The 17906-nt window shown below is 68.2% G+C and carries 14 protein-coding genes; 8 read left to right on the top strand and 6 right to left on the bottom strand.

What is annotated here, in order from left to right:
- Positions 1 to 15 precede the first annotated feature (15 nt).
- From ACO227_RS16245 to ACO227_RS16230, 4 genes are all read right to left on the bottom strand, one after another.
- Positions 16 to 561 (bottom strand): DUF4199 domain-containing protein, encoded by a 546-nt coding sequence (locus tag ACO227_RS16245; protein ID WP_423603131.1) that lies wholly within the window; start codon positions 559 to 561, stop codon positions 16 to 18.
- A gap of 99 nt (positions 562 to 660) precedes the next feature.
- Entirely contained in the window at positions 661 to 1134 is a 474-nt protein-coding gene (locus tag ACO227_RS16240; protein ID WP_423603129.1) for a response regulator transcription factor, read from the bottom strand.
- A 429-nt stretch (positions 1135 to 1563) separates the two neighbouring features.
- Complete coding sequence (locus tag ACO227_RS16235; protein ID WP_423603127.1) at positions 1564 to 2634, bottom strand: PA0069 family radical SAM protein; 1071 nt, start codon at positions 2632 to 2634, stop codon at positions 1564 to 1566.
- A gap of 49 nt (positions 2635 to 2683) precedes the next feature.
- Entirely contained in the window at positions 2684 to 3673 is a 990-nt protein-coding gene (locus ACO227_RS16230) for an alpha/beta hydrolase (protein WP_423603125.1), read from the bottom strand.
- A 95-nt stretch (positions 3674 to 3768) separates the two neighbouring features.
- On the opposite strand from ACO227_RS16230, the gene ACO227_RS16225 reads away from it, so the two are divergent.
- From ACO227_RS16225 to ACO227_RS16195, 7 genes are all read left to right on the top strand, one after another.
- Positions 3769 to 4974, top strand: coding sequence for a saccharopine dehydrogenase family protein (locus tag ACO227_RS16225; protein ID WP_423603123.1), 1206 nt, complete (start codon positions 3769 to 3771; stop codon positions 4972 to 4974).
- 197 nt (positions 4975 to 5171) lie between these two features.
- On the top strand, positions 5172 to 6341 hold the full coding sequence (locus ACO227_RS16220; protein WP_423607382.1) for a carboxynorspermidine decarboxylase: 1170 nt from the start codon (positions 5172 to 5174) through the stop codon (positions 6339 to 6341).
- A gap of 158 nt (positions 6342 to 6499) precedes the next feature.
- Positions 6500 to 8368 (top strand): ABC-F family ATP-binding cassette domain-containing protein, encoded by a 1869-nt coding sequence (locus tag ACO227_RS16215; protein WP_423603122.1) that lies wholly within the window; start codon positions 6500 to 6502, stop codon positions 8366 to 8368.
- 587 nt (positions 8369 to 8955) lie between these two features.
- Positions 8956 to 10833, top strand: a complete 1878-nt coding sequence (locus ACO227_RS16210; RefSeq protein ID WP_423603121.1) for a 2-oxoacid:acceptor oxidoreductase subunit alpha — start codon at positions 8956 to 8958, stop codon at positions 10831 to 10833.
- Positions 10834 to 11035: 202 nt separating this feature from the next.
- Positions 11036 to 12067 (top strand): 2-oxoacid:ferredoxin oxidoreductase subunit beta, encoded by a 1032-nt coding sequence (locus ACO227_RS16205; protein ID WP_423603119.1) that lies wholly within the window; start codon positions 11036 to 11038, stop codon positions 12065 to 12067.
- 62 nt (positions 12068 to 12129) lie between these two features.
- Positions 12130 to 13389 (top strand): class I SAM-dependent methyltransferase, encoded by a 1260-nt coding sequence (locus ACO227_RS16200; RefSeq protein ID WP_423603117.1) that lies wholly within the window; start codon positions 12130 to 12132, stop codon positions 13387 to 13389.
- A gap of 13 nt (positions 13390 to 13402) precedes the next feature.
- Positions 13403 to 14569: a serine hydrolase domain-containing protein gene (locus ACO227_RS16195; protein ID WP_423603116.1), complete on the top strand. Its 1167-nt coding sequence runs from the start codon at positions 13403 to 13405 to the stop codon at positions 14567 to 14569.
- On the opposite strand, the gene ACO227_RS16190 is transcribed toward ACO227_RS16195, so the two are convergent.
- Positions 14566 to 16866, bottom strand: a complete 2301-nt coding sequence (locus ACO227_RS16190) for a hypothetical protein (RefSeq protein ID WP_423603114.1) — start codon at positions 16864 to 16866, stop codon at positions 14566 to 14568. The two genes, ACO227_RS16195 and ACO227_RS16190, sit on opposite strands and share 4 nt — an antisense overlap.
- Before the next feature lie 81 nt (positions 16867 to 16947).
- On the opposite strand from ACO227_RS16190, the gene ACO227_RS16185 reads away from it, so the two are divergent.
- The gene (locus ACO227_RS16185) at positions 16948 to 17241 is read left to right on the top strand and encodes an Hpt domain-containing protein (protein WP_423603112.1); all 294 of its coding nucleotides are present in this window, start codon (positions 16948 to 16950) and stop codon (positions 17239 to 17241) included.
- 171 nt (positions 17242 to 17412) lie between these two features.
- On the opposite strand, the gene ACO227_RS16180 is transcribed toward ACO227_RS16185, so the two are convergent.
- Positions 17413 to 17670: an immunity protein Imm33 domain-containing protein gene (locus ACO227_RS16180; RefSeq protein ID WP_423603110.1), complete on the bottom strand. Its 258-nt coding sequence runs from the start codon at positions 17668 to 17670 to the stop codon at positions 17413 to 17415.
- Positions 17671 to 17906: the final 236 nt, after the last annotated feature.

Below are 17906 nucleotides of genomic sequence, written 5' to 3'. Positions count from 1 at the left end.
TCCGCCCCATTTCACTCACTGCACCTCGCGCGGCAGCGGCATGAAGCGCGGGTTGCGCAGCAGCGCGGCGGAGACCAGCGAGACGAGGAGCCCGACCGGGAAGATCTCGCTGAAGGTGATCGGCGAGCGGATGAGCGGATTGGCGTACATCGCGCGGAACCCTTCCATCTGCGCCTGCAATGCGGACAGCTCCGCCGCGCTCACCCCAGCCACGCGCTGCCGCTCGACCTCGGCCGCCATCATCGTCTCGACATAGTCGGCGCCGTTGATCGCGAGCACGGCTTCCCAGGTCAGCACGTACAGCAGCCCCGCAACGGCGGAGATCGCGACGCCCAGCCCGAACGCCGGCCAGAACTTGATCACCCCGCCCAGGTCATGGTCGCGCCGCCGCTTGATCGCGACGAACACCGCGCTCAGCGCGATCAGCATGGTGAGATAGCCGATCGCCATGCCCAGCGGGCCGGTCGGCGGATTGTCCTTGAGCAAGGTGGCGATCAGGAAGAGCTGGATGCTCACCACCACGCCGGCGATGAGGCCATAGGTCAGGATCAGGCGCTGCATGTCATGTCCCCTTTGACGTGTATCGATGCAGGATCGATCTCGCGCAACGGCATCCGGGACAATCGCCCAAAGAGGTGATTTGGCCGGAATCGCCCGAATTCAGGGCAACAGCCCCAGCTCGCGCGCGCGGGCGAGCGCATCGGTGCGGCGGCTCGCGCCGAGCTTCTCGAACAGCCGCGCGACATGCGTCTTCACCGTATTGGGCGAGATGCGCAGGTTGCGCGCGATCTGCTTGTTGGCGTGGCCCGCAGCGAGCTCGCGCAGCACCTCCATCTCGCGCTCGCTGATGCCAAGCGACGCCTGCGCCGCCGGGTTGCCGGCTGGGCTCGGCGGGGCGGGACGGCCCAGCACCCGCGCGCCGACCACCAGCCCGATTGCGAGGAACGCGGCGGCGACGATCAGCAGGTAGAGCTCGGTCGAATGCGCCCGCGCCAGCCAGCGATAGTCGAGCCACTGCAGCAGCGCGGTGCCGAGCGCGAGCAGCGCGCCATAGCCCAGCGCCTGCCGCCACCAGGAGGGAAACCGCATCGTCCGCATCGGCGCGAGCATCGCGCGGGTCGAGGCTGCGCGCAACTACGGTGTGAAGGCGCGAACGACTGCTGTTGTCGCGAGGATGGAATGTCCGGAATCGGGTGGTTAGCGGACCTGCTCGTTGCTTCGCATGACCTTGGCGATCCTGCGGACCTGCTCATTGAACTGAGAGATAGCGGCGAGCTCGTCGTATGCGCCCCACTGATCGCTGATGTGCCAGCCCAATGCTTGACAGGCTCGCTCAAGACCCGGTGCAGATGGGTCTGCCTCTAACGCAGCTATGAAGGTGCGAAGGTTGTTGAAACCATACCATGTCGCAGAGCCTTCCTGCGGGCACCGGCTGCGTGGCAAGCCAGTTACGAGCATCGGAAACTACGGCGTTCAGATCACCCATGTTAAGGGAGGTGCCATTGCTTCCGGCTGTCCGCAATGGTGGCGTTTCCCGCCAGCCCGCCTCCATAAGTCTACGCCCTAAAACAACTCCCCCTGCGCCCCCGGCGGCGGGCGGAACAGGTCGCGGCGCAGCGGGATATATTCCTTGTCGAGCCCATAGCGCCGCGCCGCCCGCTTGAACCGCGTGCGCAGCAATTCGGCCCACGGTCCTTGCCCACGGAAGCGCGTGTGGAAATTGGGGTCGTTGTCGCGCCCGCCGCGGATCGACTGGATCGTCGTCATCACCTTGCCCGCGCGCTCGGGGAAATGCGCGTCGAGCCATGCCCTGAACAGCGGCGCCACCTCGTGCGGCAGTCGCACCGGGAGGTAGAAGCACCCCAGCGCCCCGGCCTCGGCCGCGCGCTCCATGATGTGCTCCATCTCGTGGTCGGTGATCTGCGGGATCACCGGCGACAGCGAGACATAGGTCGGGATGCCCGCCGCGCGCAACTTCGCCACCGCCGCCAGCCGCCGCTCCGGGTGCGGCGCGCGCGGCTCGACCGTGCGCGCGATCTTGGGATCGAGCGAGGTGACCGAGATCATCACCGCCGCCAGCCCCTTCGCCGCCATCGGGCCGAGCAGGTCGATGTCGCGCGTCACCCGGTCGGACTTGGTGGTGATCGTGATCGGGTGGTCGCACTCGGCCAGCACCTCGATGCACCCGCGCGTGATGCGCCACTCGGCCTCGATCGGCTGATAGGGGTCGGTGTTGGTGCCGAACGCGATCGGCTGGCAGACATAGCCGCGCTTCGCCAGCGTCTCGCGCAGCAGGGCGGGGGCATCGGGCTTGGCGAACAGCTTCGTCTCGAAGTCGAGCCCCGGCGACAGGTCGTGATAGGCATGGGTCGGCCGCGCGAAGCAGTAGATGCAGCCATGCTCGCACCCGCGATAGGGGTTCACCGAGCGGTCGAAGGCGATGTCGGGCGACTGGTTGCGCGTCAGGATCGTCTTCGGCTTCTCGACCGTGACGGTCGTGCGCAATGGCGGCAGCTCGCCATCGATATCCTCGCGCGCGTCGAGCCAGTCGCCATCGGCCTCCCGCTCGGGCAGGTTGAAGCGAACACTCTCGCGGTTGTGCGTGGCCCCGCGCACGGGGCGGGTCTTTGCCATCCGCCGAGACTAGGCTCGCGTTGAGAACATAGCAAGAACGAATCTGATCTCAGACGTGCGTCCTGATCCACGCCGCGAACCAGCTCATCCACTTCGCGCCGGGATTGGCCGCGGGCAGGTTGAGCGCCCCGAAGCCATGTCCCCCGCGCTCGAGGAAATGCGCCTCGACCGGCACGCGATGGCGCCGCGCGGCTTCCATCAGCGCGATGCTCTGGCTCACCGGCACCGTGCCGTCGTCGATCGCATGGCACAGGAACAAGGGCGGCATCGCGGCGCTGGCCCGTGCGAGCACGTCGAGCCGCGCGGCCGCGCCGGGTTGCGGGTTCGGCCCGAGCAGGTTCGGCCCCGAACGGCTGTTCGGCCCCGCGCTCGAAAACTGCGTGACCGGATAGATCAGCCCCGAAAAGGCCGGCCGCGCCGAGAGCCGGTCGGCGGCGTCGACCGGGCGATAGAGTGCATCCTCGTGCCCCACGGTCAGCGTGCCCCCGAGATGCCCGCCCGCCGAGAAGCCGCAGATGCCGAGCCTGGCCGGGTCGATCCGGAACGCCGCCGCGCGCGATCGGATCAGCCGCATCGCGCGCTGCGCGTCCTGCAGCGCCACCTCGGTGCGGTTGAGCCAGCCTTCCCCGGGCAGGCGATAGGCGAGCACGAACACGGTGATGCCGAGCGGGTTGAGCGCCCGCGCGACGTTCACCCCCTCGTTGATCAGGCTGACGAAGACATAGCCGCCGCCCGGCATCACCAGCACCGCGCGCCCGTCGGGCCGGACCGGGCGGAACACGCCGACATAGGGATAGCGGATGCCCTTCTCCCAGCGCTGCGGCGTGCCGAGCGGGAGCGGGACGGGCACGTTCGAGCGCGCGATCCCCGGCGGCGTGCCGGGCGGCAGGCCGGGCCACAGCATGAAATGCTCGCGCGGCGGCCAGGGCGGGGCGGGGGCGAAGATCTTGGGCGGGAAAATCTGCGCCTGCGCCGGACCCGCGAACCCGAGCGCGGCGGCGCCCCCGATGAATGCCCTGCGATCGATCGTCTTTTGCATGTCACGTTGATAGCCAACAGGATCGCCCTTTGCATCCGGGGCGTTGCTCTCATATGGGGCGTCATTCCCCGGGACATTTTGAGGAAGGACAAGGCGTGAAGGACGTTCTCGTAATCGGCGCAGGCGGCGTTTCGTCGGTCGCGGTGCACAAGATGGCGAAGAACCCCGATCTGTTCGGGAAGATCACGCTCGCCAGCCGCCGCAAGTTCAAGTGCGACGCGATCGCCGAATCGGTGAAGTCGCGCTTCGGCGTCACCATCGACACCGCCGAGGTCGATGCCGACGACGTCGCCGCCACCAGCAAGCTGATCGAGGCGGTCAAGCCCAACCTGCTGGTCAACCTCGCGCTGCCGTACCAGGACCTCAACCTGATGGACGCGTGCCTCGCCACCGGCACCGACTATCTCGACACCGCCAATTACGAGCCGCGCGACGAGGCGCGGTTCCATTATGGCTGGCAGTGGGACTATCAGGACCGCTTCAAGCAGGCCGGCCTGATGGCGCTGCTCGGCTCGGGCTTCGACCCCGGCGTCACCTCGGTCTTCGCGATGTACATCAAGAAGCACCTGCTCGACACGATCCGCACGCTCGACATCCTCGACTGCAACGGCGGCGATCACGGCCAGCATTTCGCGACCAACTTCAACCCAGAGATCAACATCCGCGAGATCACCGCGCCCGCGCGGCACTGGGAGAATGGCGATTGGGTCGAGACCCCGGCGCTGTCGTCGCGCCAGGTGTTCGAGTTCGATCAGGTCGGCGCCAAGAACATGTACCTCATGTACCATGAGGAGCTGGAGAGCCTGGTCAAGTTCCTCCCCGAGATCGAGCGCGCGCGCTTCTGGATGACCTTCGGCGAGCAGTATCTGACGCATCTGCGCGTGCTGCAGAATGTCGGCATGACCTCGATCGAGCCGATCATGTTCGAGGGCCGCGAGATCGTGCCGCTCCAGTTCCTCAAGGCGGTGTTGCCCGAGCCTTCGACGCTCGGCACTACCACCAAGGGCAAGACCAATATCGGCGACATCGCCACCGGCACCAAGGACGGCGTGGAGAAGACCTTCTACGTCTACAATGTCTGCGATCACGAGGACGCGTTCGAGGAGACCGGCAACCAGGCGGTGAGCTACACCACCGGCGTCCCGGCGATGATCGGCGCGGCGCTGATGCTCAATGGCACGTGGAAGGGCGAGGGCGTGTTCAACATGGAGCAATTCGACCCCGATCCCTTCATGGACATGCTCAACCGGCACGGCCTGCCGTGGCAGGTCCACGAGCTGGCGGAACCGCTGAAGTTCTGATCGAATCGAGCGCGGCGCGTCCCAAATCCTCCCCGGAACGGAGAGGGGGACCGCCGCCGAAGGCGGTGGTGGAGGGGGCCCTCCACCAGCGACACCGCGTGAGGAGGGCCCCCTCCGTCAGCGCAATGCGCTGCCACCTCCCCGTGCCGGGGAGGATATTGGAGCCGCCCATGGAAACTCGCGCCGCATCGCCCGTGATGTCGACCAAGGCCGGGGACCCCGGCGCGTTCGCTCGGTTCGACCTGTCGCGCGTCCCGTCGCCCTGCTTCGTCGTCGACGCCGCGGCGGTCGAGCGCAACCTCCAGGTCATCGCCGATGTCCGCGACCGCGCCGGCGTCAAGATCCTCCTCGCGCTCAAGGCCTTCTCGATGTGGTCGCTCGGCGATCTCGTCGGCAAGTATCTCGACGGCGTCGCCACCTCGGGCCTGCACGAAGCCAGGCTCGCCGCCGATCACTATCACGGCGAGATCGCCACCTACTGCTCGGGCTACAAGGCGGCCGACATGGCCCAGGTCTGCAGGCTCTCCGACCACGTCATCTTCAACACCCCGTCGCAGCACGCGGCGATGAAGGCCGAGCTCGACGCCGCCCGCGCCCGCGACGACACGTTCGACGTCGGCCTGCGCCTCAACCCGATGCATTCGGAGGGCGAGGTCCAGAAATACGACCCCGCCCAGCCGCACAGCCGCCTCGGCTTCCCCGCCGACCAGCTTCGCCCCGAGCATCTCGAAGGCGTCGACGGCCTCCATGTGCACTCCCTCTGCGAGCAGGACTTCCCCCCGCTGCGCCGCACCTGGGAAGCCTTGAAGCCCCGCATCGCGCCCTATTTCGGCCAGCTCAAATGGCTCAACTTCGGCGGCGGCCACCACATCACCCGCGCCGATTACCAGCGCGACGACCTGGTCGAGTTCCTCCGCCAGGTCCGCCAGGAGACCGGCCTCGAAGTCGTGCTCGAACCCGGCGAGGCGATCGCGCTCGACACCGGCATCCTCGTCGGCGAGTTCGTCGATCTATTCGACAATGGCATGCCGATCGGCGTGGTCGACATCTCCGCCACCTGCCATATGCCCGACGTGATCGAGGCGCCCTACCGCCCGGCGCTGCTGGGGGAGGGCGGCGAGGTCCTCGTCCGCCTCGGCGGCCCCTCGTGCCTCGCCGGCGACATCCTCGGCGACTATCGCTTCCCGCAGCGCCCACAGCCCGGCCAGCGCTTCGCCTTTCTCGACCAGGCGCATTACTCGATGGTCAAGACCACCACCTTCAACGGTGTCCCGCTCCCGAGCATCGCCCTGTGGGACAGCCGCACCGACGACCTCCGCATCGTCAAATCGTTCGGCTACGAAGACTTCGAGGGCCGCCTCTCCTAAAATCCTCCCCGGTACGGGGAGGTGGCAGCGCGCAGCGCTGACGGAGGGGGCCCAAGGCAAGCGAATCGGGTGCCTCGGGTCCACCAGCCTGCGGCTGGTCCCCCTCCCCGTGCCGGGGAGGATTGAATGCCGGCCCACTCTGCCTTAGGCGCCCCGCCATGCTCAACCTCTCCGCCATCACCGTCCGTCTCGGCGGGCGCGTCATCATCGACCGCGCCAGCGCCGCGCTGCCCCCGCGCGGCCGCATCGGGCTGGTCGGGCGCAACGGCGCGGGCAAGTCGACCCTGGTCAAGGTGATCGCCGGCCAGATCGACCCCGACGAGGGCAGCGCCGAGATGCCGCGCGGCGCGCGCATCGGCTATGTCGCGCAGGAGGCGCCGGCCGGTAAGGCCACCCCCTTCGAGACCGTGCTCGCCGCGGATATCGAGCGCGCCGCGCTGATGGCCGAGGCGGAGGGCCTCGAAGACCCCGACCGCCTCGGCGAGATCCACGAACGCCTCGGCGCGATCGACGCCTATTCCGCGCCCTCGCGCGCCTCGCGCATCCTGGTCGGTCTCGGCTTCGACGAGGCGGCGCAGCACCGCTCGCTCGACAGCTTCTCGGGCGGCTGGCGCATGCGCGTCGCGCTCGCCGCGCTGCTGTTCAGCCAGCCCGACCTGCTCCTCCTCGACGAGCCCTCGAACCACCTCGACCTCGAGGCCGTGCTGTGGCTTGAGGACTTCCTCCAGTCCTACCCGGCGACCATCGTCATCGTCAGCCACGAGCGCGATTTCCTCAACAACGTCGTCGACCACATCCTCCATCTCGAGCGCGGCAAGCTCACCCTCTATCCCGGCGGCTACGACTCGTTCGAGCGCCAGCGCGCCGAGCGCCAGGCGCAGCAGGCCGCGGCGCGCGAGAAGCAGCTCGCCGAGCGCGCCAAGCTGCAGGACTATGTCGCGCGCAACTCGGCCCGCGCCTCGACCGCCAAGCAGGCCCAGTCGCGCGCCAAGGCGCTCGCGAAGATGCAGCCGATCGCCGCGGTGGTCGACGATCCCACCCTGTCCTTCGGCTTCCCCGATCCCGAGCAGCTGCGCCCGCCGCTGATCACGCTCGACCACGCCAGCGTCGGCTATGACGGCAAGCCGATCCTCCAGCGCCTCAACCTGCGCATCGACCCCGACGACCGCATCGCGCTGCTCGGCCGCAACGGCAACGGCAAGACCACGCTCGCGCGCCTGCTCGCCGCGCAGCTCGCGCCGATCGAGGGACAGAAGGCCGCCTCGGGCAAGATGCGCGTCGGCTATTTCACCCAGTATCAGGTGGAGGAGCTGCACAGCGACGAGACGCCCTACGACCATATGGCGCGGCTGATGGAGGGGCAGAAGCCCGCCGCGGTCCGCGCCCAGCTCGGCCGCTTCGGCTTCCCCGGCGACAAGGCGATGACTGAGGTCGGCAAGCTCTCGGGCGGCGAGCGCGCGCGGCTCGCGCTGGCGCTGATCACCCGCGATGCGCCGCACATGCTGATCCTCGACGAGCCGACCAACCACCTCGACGTCGACGCGCGCGAGGCGCTGATCCAGGCGCTCGCGGCGTACACCGGCGCGGTGGTGATCGTCAGCCACGACCGCCACATGATCGAGATGACCGCCGACCGCCTCGTGCTGGTGGATCAAGGGACGGCGCGGCCGTTCGACGGCAATCTCGACGATTACATCGCCTTCGTCCTCGCCAAGGAGCCGAGGGCCGAGGGGGCGGGGAAGGGCGGCAACCGCAAGGACGCCCGGCGCGAGGCCGCCGAGCTGCGCGAGAAGGGCAACGCCCTGCGCAAGTCGGCCAAGGCCGCCGAGGCCGAGATGGCGAAGCTCGGCGAGAAGCTCTCGGCCATCGACCGCGCGATGTTCGACCCCGCCAGCGCCGCCCCCGACCTCGCCAGGCTCACCATGACCGAGCTGATGAAGCAGCGCGACACCGTGGCGAAGGCGATCGAGGCGGCGGAAGCCACCTGGATGGAAGCCAGCGAGGCGCTGGAAGCATTGGCCGCGTAGAATCTAATCCTCCCCGGCACGGGGAGGGGGACCGCCGCCGAAGGCGGTGGTGGAAGGGGGCCCGCCTCGCCGGAATCGCTTGCCTCGTGCCCCCTCCACCACGCTTCGCGTGGTCCCCGTCCCCGGCACGGGGAGGGTTGAGGGTAAACCGCCCTTTGCAGAACATATCGACTCGCTCGCCCCGGCCAACGCCGCCCCGCGTCCGCAAACCGGCCATTCCCTCACCCGAACGCGGAACGCCGAAATCCCCGATAATCAAACATCGTGTGCACCTTGTTCCACTTTGGGGGCGCTCCACCACACCCCCGGAGCCCCCTCCAGCCGCATTTCCCGCCCCTTCGCCGCACGCAGGTCGCTGCCCGAAACCCGCGGAAATCCGCCAAGAATCGCGCCTCGCTTTCCTACACGCCGCCATCCGGCCTATACTCGAACAAACGAGGACACAGCCGGCGACAAAGTGGAAACAACTGATCTTTCCCGCACGCAAAACGTTCTGAAAGAAGCGATTGCAACCACGCCCTGTCATTCTACCTTGGAGTCAGCGCCCCGATCCTAGAGGGTGCAGGAAAATTGCAGGAAGAGACTGAATGGCCACTGCCGCCCATCAGGTGACCCCGGAAGAGGCTTCCGCCAATCCCCCGCCCGAAGCGGTCGTCGTCCGCTTCGCCGGCGACTCCGGCGACGGCATGCAGCTCACCGGCGGCCAGTTCACGCTCTCGACCGCGCTGGCGGGCAACGACCTCGCCACCTTCCCCGATTTCCCCGCCGAGATCCGCGCGCCGCAGGGCACGCTGTTCGGCGTCTCCGCCTTCCAGATCAACTTCGGCTCGGCCGCGATCGAGACCGCGGGCGACGCGCCCGACGTGCTGGTGGCGATGAATCCGGCGGCGCTCAAGACCAATGTCGGCGACCTGAAGCCCGGCGGCCTGATCATTGCGGACGAGGGCGAGTTCAACAAGCGCAACCTCGACAAGGCGAAGTACGCCGAGAACCCGCTCGAGGATGGCAGCCTCGCCAAGTGGCAGCTGCTCAAGCTCAACATCTCGCAGCTCACCCTCGACGCCGTGAAGCCGTTCGGCCTGGGCAACAAGGAGGCGCTGCGCTGCAAGAACATGTGGACGCTCGGCCTCGCGCTGTGGATGTTCGACCGCGACCGTGCGCCGCTGGTCGAATGGCTGCGCACCAAGTTCGCCAAGGCGCCCGAGCTGGCCGAGGCCAACATCGCCGCGCTCAACGCCGGCCATGCCTATGGCGAGACCGCCGAGCTCGGCGCACAGGGGGTCGGCCAGCTCCACGTCCCCGCCGCCCCGGTCGAGCCGGGCCTCTACCGCACCGTGACCGGCGCGGATTCGATCAGCCTGGGCCTCGTCGCAGGCGCGCAGCTCGCCGGGCTCAAGCTCTTCTACGGCGGCTATCCGATCACCCCGGCTTCGGCGATCCTGCACCATCTGGCGCGGCTCAAGGAGTTCGGCGTCACCACCTTCCAGGCGGAGGACGAGATCGCCGCGGTCGCCTCGGCGCTCGGCGCGTCCTATGCGGGAAGCCTTGGCGTCACCTGTTCCTCAGGCCCCGGCATCGCGCTCAAGACCGAGGCGATCGGGCTGGCGATCATGACCGAGCTGCCTTTGGTGATCGTCAACGCCCAGCGCGGCGGGCCCTCGACGGGTCTTCCGACCAAGACCGAGCAGTCGGACCTCTATCAGGCGGTCTATGGCCGCAACGGCGACGCGCCCATTCCGGTGATCGCGACCCGCTCGGCCGCCGACTGTTTCGACTGCGCGATCGAGGCGGTGCGCATCGCCACCCAGTACATGACGCCCGTGATGCTGCTCACCGACGGCTATCTCCAGAACGCGGCCGAGCCGTGGAAGGTACCGGACATGAGCGACTACGAGCCGTTCCCGGTCGAGTTCCACACCGAGCTGCCGGCCGAGGGCGAGAAATTCCTGCCCTATGCCCGCGACGAGAAATTGAAGCGCCCCTGGGTCAAGCCGGGCACGCCGGGCCTGCTCCACCGCATCGGCGGGATCGAGAAGGCGCTCGGCACCGGCAATATCGACTATGCCCCCGCCACCCACCAGGCGATGACCGACCTGCGCAAGGCCAAGGTCGACGGCATCGCCGTGCCCGATCAGGAAATCGAGCTGGGCGAGGCGGGCGGCAAGCTCGTCGTGGTCGGCTGGGGCTCGACCTATGGCCCGATTACCCAGGCCGTGCGCCGGGCGCGCCGCAAGGGGCTCGACGTCAGCCACATCCATATCCGCCACATCTGGCCGATGCCGAAGAATCTGGGTGCGTTGCTAAAGAGTTACGATCGTATCCTCGTGCCAGAAATGAACACCGGCCAGCTCAAGACCGTGCTGCGCGACCAGTTCCTCGTCGACGCCAAGCCGCTCAACAAGGTCAGCGGCCAACCCTTCCGCATCCACGAGATCGAAGCTGCGATCGAGGAGGCGCTGGCGTGACGGTAATTGATCAGGATGATGAAGTTGGGCTCCGGCTCAGCTCGCGCACTATCGGGAGCGGGGAACGATCGGTCACGTTGTATGAAGTCCATCAATGGCTAGCGGGCAATTGGCTTCCTATCGGAAATGACGATTCATCGGGGCTAGAGGAGGCACGCGAGCGTTACTTGAAAGAGCTCAAGCAATTGCGGGGCAAGCGGTCATGAACGAGATCACCACCATCAAGCCCTCCAGCCCCAAGGACTGGGAGACCGATCAGGAAGTCCGCTGGTGCCCCGGCTGCGGCGATTACGCGATCCTCAAGGCGGTGCAGCGCACGATGCCGGAGATCGGCGCGACGCCGGAGAACACCGTGTTCATCAGCGGCATCGGCTGCTCGTCGCGCTTCCCCTATTACATGGAGACCTACGGCTTCCACACCATCCACGGCCGCGCGCCGGCGGTGGCGACGGGGGTCAAGCTCGCCAATCCCGATCTCGACGTGTGGATCATCACCGGCGACGGCGACGGCCTGTCGATCGGCGGCAACCACACGATGCACCTGCTGCGCCGCAACCTCAATTGCCAGGTGCTGCTGTTCAATAACGAGATCTACGGCCTGACCAAGGGCCAGTATTCGCCGACCAGTCGCGAGGGCACGCGCTCGCCCTCGACCCCGTTCGGCTCGGTCGATCATCCGGCCAAGCCCTGCGCCTATGCGCTTGGCAGCGGGGCGCGCTTCATCGCGCGCGGGATCGACGTGCACAAGAACCTGCCGTCGGTGCTCAAGGCGGCGCACGCGCATCAGGGCGCCGCCTTCGTCGAGATCTTCCAGAACTGCATCGTCTATAATGACGACGTCTTCGCGCCCTTCACCGAAAAGGCCAATGCCGGGCACCAGCTCTGGCTGGAGGACGGCCAGCCGATGCTCTTCGCGGGCGGCACCAAGGGAATTGCTCTCGATATTCAAAGGCTCACGCTGAAAACAGTAGATGTCGTGGAAGGGGACTGGCGGGGCGCCGGGGTGATCGTCCACAACGTCGCCAACCGCGCCATCGCGCACATGCTGGTCGAGATGCCGTTCGGCCCGTTCCCGATGGCGCTCGGCGTGCTCTACGACGATCCCGCCCCGACCTTCGAGAGCGCCGTGGTCGCTCAGAACGCGGCGGCGAGCGAGGGCAAGGTCGCCGATCTCCAGAAGCTGGTGAGCAAGGGCCAGACCTGGATGGTCGAGAAGGAACCCCACGCGATCTGATCGTTACGCGAGCGGCAACTTGCCGCTTGCCCGACTCGATCCCGGCGTGGTTTGTGCGCCCGATGCACGCGCCGGCACGAAACAGGGGCCGCCGGGATGGCTGGGGCGACGGCGTCAAGGCGCCGGGTCGGGTCGTGCTCGCGCCGCTGCTGACGCCACTCCTGCGCAAATTGCTCGACCGGATCGATGCCGGGCTCGCCGAGGGCGCGATCGATGTGACGCTGCCCGGCGGGAGCCAGCGGCGGCTGGGCGGGCGCGGCGCCGGCCCGGAGGCGATCGTCGAAATCCGCAGCTGGCGCGCGCTCTGGCGGCTCGCGACGGGCGGCTCGGTCGGCTGGTACGAGGCGTGGCAGGCGCGCGAATGGACCAGCCCCGATCCGGTGCCCCTGTTCGACCTGTTCATGCGCAACCGCGCGACGCTGGGCGATACCGGGCGGGCCCATGGCGCGACGCGGCTGGCCAAGCGGCTGTGGCACTGGCTGCAGCGCAACGACCGCGACGGCGCGCGGCGCAACATCGCCTATCACTATGATCTCGGGAATGATTTCTACGCCCCCTGGCTCGATGCCAGCATGACCTATTCGAGCGCGCTGTTCGCCGATCCGGGCATGACGCTGGAGGCGGCGCAGCAGGCCAAGCTGGCCGCGATCCTCGAGCGGACCGGTACCGCGCCCGGCGACCGCATCCTCGAGATCGGCTGCGGCTGGGGCTCGTTCGCCGAGGTTGCAGCGCGCGGCGGACGGCGCGTGCACGGCATCACCCTCTCGACCGAGCAGAAGGCCCATGTCGAGGCGCGGATGACCGCCGCCGGGCTCGACGGGGTCGAGGTCTCGCTGACCGACTATCGCGACGTCGCCGGAAGCTATGACGCGGTGGCCAGCATCGAGATGGTCGAGGCGGTGGGCGAGGAATATTGGCCCGCCTATCTCGGCGCCATCGCCCGCGCGCTGAAGCCGGGCGGCCGCGCGGCGATCCAGTATATCGCGATCGACGACGCGATCTTCGAGGCCTACGCCCGCAACGTCGACTTCATCCAGACCTATGTCTTCCCGGGCGGCATGCTGCTGTCGGAAGGCCGCTTCCGCGCGATCGCCGCCGAGCATGGCCTCGGCTGGCACGACCGCCACGTCTTCGGGCTCGACTATGCCGAGACGCTGAAGGCCTGGCGCGAGCGGTTCGACGCGGCGGTGGCGGCGGGGCGGATTCCGGCCGAATTCGACCCGCATTTCCTCGATTTGTGGCGCTATTATCTCATGTATTGTGAGGGCGGGTTCCGCGGCGGCGGGATCTGGGTGGCGCAGGTGACGCTCGTAAGAGACTGAAAAGGAGAGGGGCATGCGGACGGCCTGGATCGCGCTTTCGGCGGTGGCGTTGTGGGGCTGCGCGCCTCGGGCCGAAACGTCCGTACCGGCACCGGCGCCCGCCGCGCAGGACGAGGCCCGGCTGCACCAGGTCGGCGCCGCGGTGCTGTTCTGGTCGCAGGAGGAGCGGCTCCGGAACTTCCCGGCGATGGAGAAGATCTTCCCCGGCAACACCGTGAAGGCCGGCGGCAGGGTGAGGCCGCTGCCCGACGGTGCGCCGCTGCCGATCGCTGCGGCCGAGGTCGATGCCTTCATGAAGGCGCAGAATGTCGCCGGCCTCATCGTGCTGCAGGACGGCAAGGTGCGGCTGGAGCGCTATGCGCTGGGCTATTCGCGCGAGGGTCGCTGGACCAGCTTCTCGGTCGCCAAGTCGGTGACCTCGACGCTGGTCGGTGCGGCGATCAGGGACGGGTACATCAAGTCGCTCGACGAGCCGGTGACCAAATATATCCCCGACCTCGCCGGCGCCGGCTATCACGGCGTCACCATCAAGCAGCTCCTCACCATGACTTCGGGCGTCAAGTGGAACGAGGACTATACCGACCCCAACAGCGACGTCGCGCGGATGTTCGCCGAGGCGGTGCCGGCGGGGCAGGACCCGACCGTCGCCTATATGCGCAAGCTGCCCCGGGTCGACGCGCCGGGCGCCAAGTTCGTCTACAAGACCGGCGAGACCAACCTGATCGGCGTGCTGGTGCGGCGCGCGACGGGCCGGAAGCTCGCCGACTATCTCACCGAGAAGGTATGGCGCCGCTACGGCATGGAGCGCGACGCTTTCTGGATGACCGACCAGAGCGGGGCGGAGGTGAGCGGATGCTGCCTCTCGGTCTCGCTGCGCGACTATGCCCGGATCGGCCAGCTGACGCTCGACGGCGGCAAGGGGATCGTGCCCGAGGGCTGGTTCGCTGACGCCACCCGAACCCACGCGACCTTCCCCGGCGGCGGCTATGGCTATCAGTGGTGGACGCTGCCCGGCGGCTATTATGCCGCGCAGGGCATTTTCGGGCAGGTCATCCTGGTCGACCCGGCGACCCGGCTAGTGATGGTCGCCAGCAGCGCCTGGACCAAGGCCACCGACCCCGACATGCGTCAGGCGCGGCTGGCCTTCGCGCTCAAGGTGCTCGAAGCGGCGAAGCGCTAGGTCCGCAGCCGCTCGATCGCCTGGGCGAGCGCGACATAGAGCTTGCCCATGTCCGAGGAGAGCAGGGTCACCCCGAGCGGCGAGCCATCGCGCAGCGCCAGCACCTGGCGCAGCATCGCCTCGAAATCATGGATGTAGCGGTTGACCTGCTCGCGGAAGGCGGAGTCGGCGTCGTAGAGCGCGGCGATCTCGCGCGCCTCGCCGGTGTCGAGCAGGCGCACGGCGCGGCGGGTGAAGACGCCGCGGTCGCCCTTGAGATAGGCCGACCAGGCGCTGTCCGAGACCTCGTGCGCGAACGCCTTGGTGATGTCGATCGCGGCGGAATTGAGCGATTCGACCAGCAGCGAGACGCGGCGGGCGAAATTGTCGCGGTCAGCCTCCTCGCGCTCGGCGCGGGCTTCCTCGATCCGGCGCTCGACCGTGGCGGTCGCCTCGCCGATGCTCATCATCTGCTGCGTCAGCCGTTCGGAAGCGCGGCCGGCGGTGGTGACGGCGGCCTCGGCCGCCTGGCCCAGCTCGACGAGCTGCTGGCGGACGCCGGAGTCGATCGCGCGGCGCATCGCCGTGCTGCCCGCTTCCTCCAGCCGGCGCTCGGCCTCGGGAACGAGGCCCGACAGCGTCGCGCGCGCCTGTTCGGCGGCGGCGCTGGCGGTCTCGCGGATGCGGAGCAGCGCGTCGACCAGCTGCGGCGCCGCATCGTCGGCGAAGCGCCGGGCATTGGCGATGGCGCGATCCACGATCTCCTCGAGCTGATCGGTCTTGGCATGACCCGAATCGAGGGTCTCGATCAGCGCCGCTTGGGTCTTGATCAGCGTCTCACGCTGCCGCGAGACGACGTCGGCGATGGCCTCGATCGCGTCGTGGGTGCTCTCGGCGGCGGTGACGAGCGCGAGCAGCTCGGGCTTGGCGCCGGCAACGACGGTGCGCGTCGCGCCGATCCGGTCGTCGAGCCGCGCGAGCGCCTCGGGCATGGTCTCGTCGATCTCGCGTGCCGAGGAATCGAGCGCGACGAGCAGCTCCTCGGCGGTGGCGATGACGCGGCGGGCGGTCTCGTCGCCGACCTTGAGCGTCTCGGTCATCGCCGCGGTCGAGCTGTCGAGCGCGCTGATCGAGGCGGACAGCGCCTGGGTGCGCTCCATTCCGGCCGAATGCAGCGCGGCCATCGCACCGTCGGCCTGGGCGATGCCGCCGGTGACCGAGGCGAGCAGGATGTCGACGCGGGTCTGCTCCTCGCCGAGCTTGTCGGCGATGCGGCCGATCGTCTCCTCGACCTGGGCGATGCGCGCGCCGACCGCCTCGACGCTCTCGCGGCCCGCGGCGTCGAGCGAGGCCTGGTTGGCGGCGAGCATCGCCATCATCGCTTCGCCCTGCGCGGCGATGCCCTTGCGCGCCTCGTCCACCGCGGCGGCGGCGCGGTCGAGCATCGCGTCGACCGTCGCCGACATCTCGCCCGCCACGCCTTCGAGCCGCGCGCCGGCGGTCTCGCTGGTCGCTTCCATCTTGGCGATATGCGCGGCGAGCCGCTGGGCGGCGCCGCCGGCGACATTGTCGGCCTCGCGCCCGCGCTCGGCGAGCGCGGCGAGCTGCGCATCGAGCGCCGCGGCGTGCTCGCCGGCCTTGAGCCCGGCGGCGTCGAGCGTCGCCGCCATGCCGGTCATCCCCTCATGCGCCTTGGGGAGCGAGGCGAGGACGATCGCGACGCTCTTCTCGGCGGTCGCGGCGCTTTCCATCAATGTCTTGGCGCTGGCGTCGATCGAGCGCGCCTCGGCCGCCATGCCGTTGGAGACGGCCTGGAGCCGCTCGGCGGCGCCGTCGCCCATCGCCATCAGCGCGGTGGTCTGGGCGGCGAGCGCGGCGCGGTTCGCCTCGATCTTGCGCGAGAGGGTGGCGACGACGCTCTCGAGGCTTGCGGCCTCCGCCCGCATCGCGCGCGCGGTGTTGGCGAAACGCCGCGCCTCGGCGCGGCTCGAGCGGCGGGCGAGCAGCCACAATATGCCGATCAGGATCGGCGGCACGCACAAGGCCGCGATCAGCTGGACGAGCTGGACCGGCGGCATCGGCGCGGCGAGCGTCGGCTGGAGCAGCCAACCCATCACGCCGAACCAGGCGAGCGTGAGGCCTGCGGCGAGCAAGGGCACGAGCCATTCGCCCGGCGCCCGGTACGGTTCGTCCGGCTCGATATCCTCGCCCGGATCATATTCCGGATGGGCGGCGCTCGTGGGCACCGCTTCGTCGACCAGCATCAGCTCGTCGCGCTCGTTCGCCGCAATGCCGGCTGCGTTGCTTCCCCCGTTCATTGTCCCAGTCTAGCACGGTTTCGCGACAATGGGATAGCGCTGGGAAACCAGTCATTAAGCACGGCGTATTAGACGCACGGCATGGCGTATGATCCCGGTGCAATCGATGCGACGCTGGCGGCGGCGGTGGGCGACGAGCCCGGGCTGATCGCCGAGCTGCGCGAAGCCTTTCTTGACAGCGCGAAGCGGTCGCTGAAGCTGCTCGCGACCGCCGATGACCCGGAAAGCTGGCGCGGCGCCGCGCTCCGGCTCAAGGGGCTGGCGGCGAGCTTCGGCGCGGTGCGGCTGATGGCGCTGGCGCAGGAAGCGGCCGATGCGCAGGCGGGCGATTCCGGCGTGCTGCGCAAGCTGCAGCGCGCGGTGGAGCGGCTGTAGCGCCGGGAAGATCGGCCGCGAAAAGTCCTAAAAGTCACACTGCCACGCGCGTGAGGCATGGCGGCGGTTGACAAAGCTGACTCGTTCGAGCGTGTCACGCGCCCGTGTCAACCAGTTCGATCCGACGATTTCAAAGAGCGGCATCGAGCCAAGCATCTGAAATCCAACATTTCAAGTCGCGACAGGCGGCGCATCAGATGCGTCTTCATCATCGATCAGCGGTTCGAATGCATCTGTCTCCCAATTGCGGATGAACCTTGCGCCAACCGGCTCGTCGATAAGTCTGATCCAGCTATCATCGCGATTGAGGACAGCGCCGAGCGCAACATAAGCCGCTTCGCGTTCGTCGACTTCCGTGTCACTGATGTTGCGATAGTCGCCGCGTATGCGCCACCCGCTGTCAGGATAGGTGTCATCCGGCTCGCCCATGTCCGGGAGCTCGCGATAGAGTAATGAACCCGAGCATCTCCATCGAGCACGCACTGATCGACCAAGCAGCGATCCCAATATTCCCGACGCGGCGTCATTCCGGGCGGCGGAGCCGATCGATCATCGGCCCAGATGATGTCGGTCACGTCGCTTCGGCGAAACTGCAGAGCGGCGCCCGGACGAAGTTGAGGGATATCGGACGGCTGATTTTCCAACCTGCCGGCGAGATCGTCGCC

The organism is Sphingomonas sp. MS122 (assembly GCF_049532975.1).
In the GTDB taxonomy this organism is placed as follows: domain Bacteria; phylum Pseudomonadota; class Alphaproteobacteria; order Sphingomonadales; family Sphingomonadaceae; genus Sphingomonas.
Note: the sequence above shows the minus strand (reverse complement) of the source record. Positions and strands in the feature narration are given on the sequence as shown.

Bases quoted from the DNA above. Each gene is read 5' to 3' on its own strand.
- ACO227_RS16245 (WP_423603131.1), bottom strand. From the start codon at position 561: ATGCAGCGCCTGATCCTGACCTATGGCCTCATCGCCGGCGTGGTGGTG.
- ACO227_RS16235 (WP_423603127.1), bottom strand. From the start codon at position 2,634: ATGGCAAAGACCCGCCCCGTGCGCGGGGCCACGCACAACCGCGAGAGT.
- ACO227_RS16230 (WP_423603125.1), bottom strand. From the start codon at position 3,673: ATGCAAAAGACGATCGATCGCAGGGCATTCATCGGGGGCGCCGCCGCG.
- ACO227_RS16220 (WP_423607382.1), top strand. From the start codon at position 5,172: ATGTCGACCAAGGCCGGGGACCCCGGCGCGTTCGCTCGGTTCGACCTG.
- ACO227_RS16215 (WP_423603122.1), top strand. From the start codon at position 6,500: ATGCTCAACCTCTCCGCCATCACCGTCCGTCTCGGCGGGCGCGTCATC.
- ACO227_RS16210 (WP_423603121.1), top strand. From the start codon at position 8,956: ATGGCCACTGCCGCCCATCAGGTGACCCCGGAAGAGGCTTCCGCCAAT.
- ACO227_RS16205 (WP_423603119.1), top strand. From the start codon at position 11,036: ATGAACGAGATCACCACCATCAAGCCCTCCAGCCCCAAGGACTGGGAG.
- ACO227_RS16200 (WP_423603117.1), top strand. From the start codon at position 12,130: ATGCACGCGCCGGCACGAAACAGGGGCCGCCGGGATGGCTGGGGCGAC.
- ACO227_RS16195 (WP_423603116.1), top strand. From the start codon at position 13,403: ATGCGGACGGCCTGGATCGCGCTTTCGGCGGTGGCGTTGTGGGGCTGC.
- ACO227_RS16190 (WP_423603114.1), bottom strand. From the start codon at position 16,866: ATGAACGGGGGAAGCAACGCAGCCGGCATTGCGGCGAACGAGCGCGAC.
- ACO227_RS16185 (WP_423603112.1), top strand. From the start codon at position 16,948: ATGGCGTATGATCCCGGTGCAATCGATGCGACGCTGGCGGCGGCGGTG.
- ACO227_RS16180 (WP_423603110.1), bottom strand. From the start codon at position 17,670: ATGGGCGAGCCGGATGACACCTATCCTGACAGCGGGTGGCGCATACGC.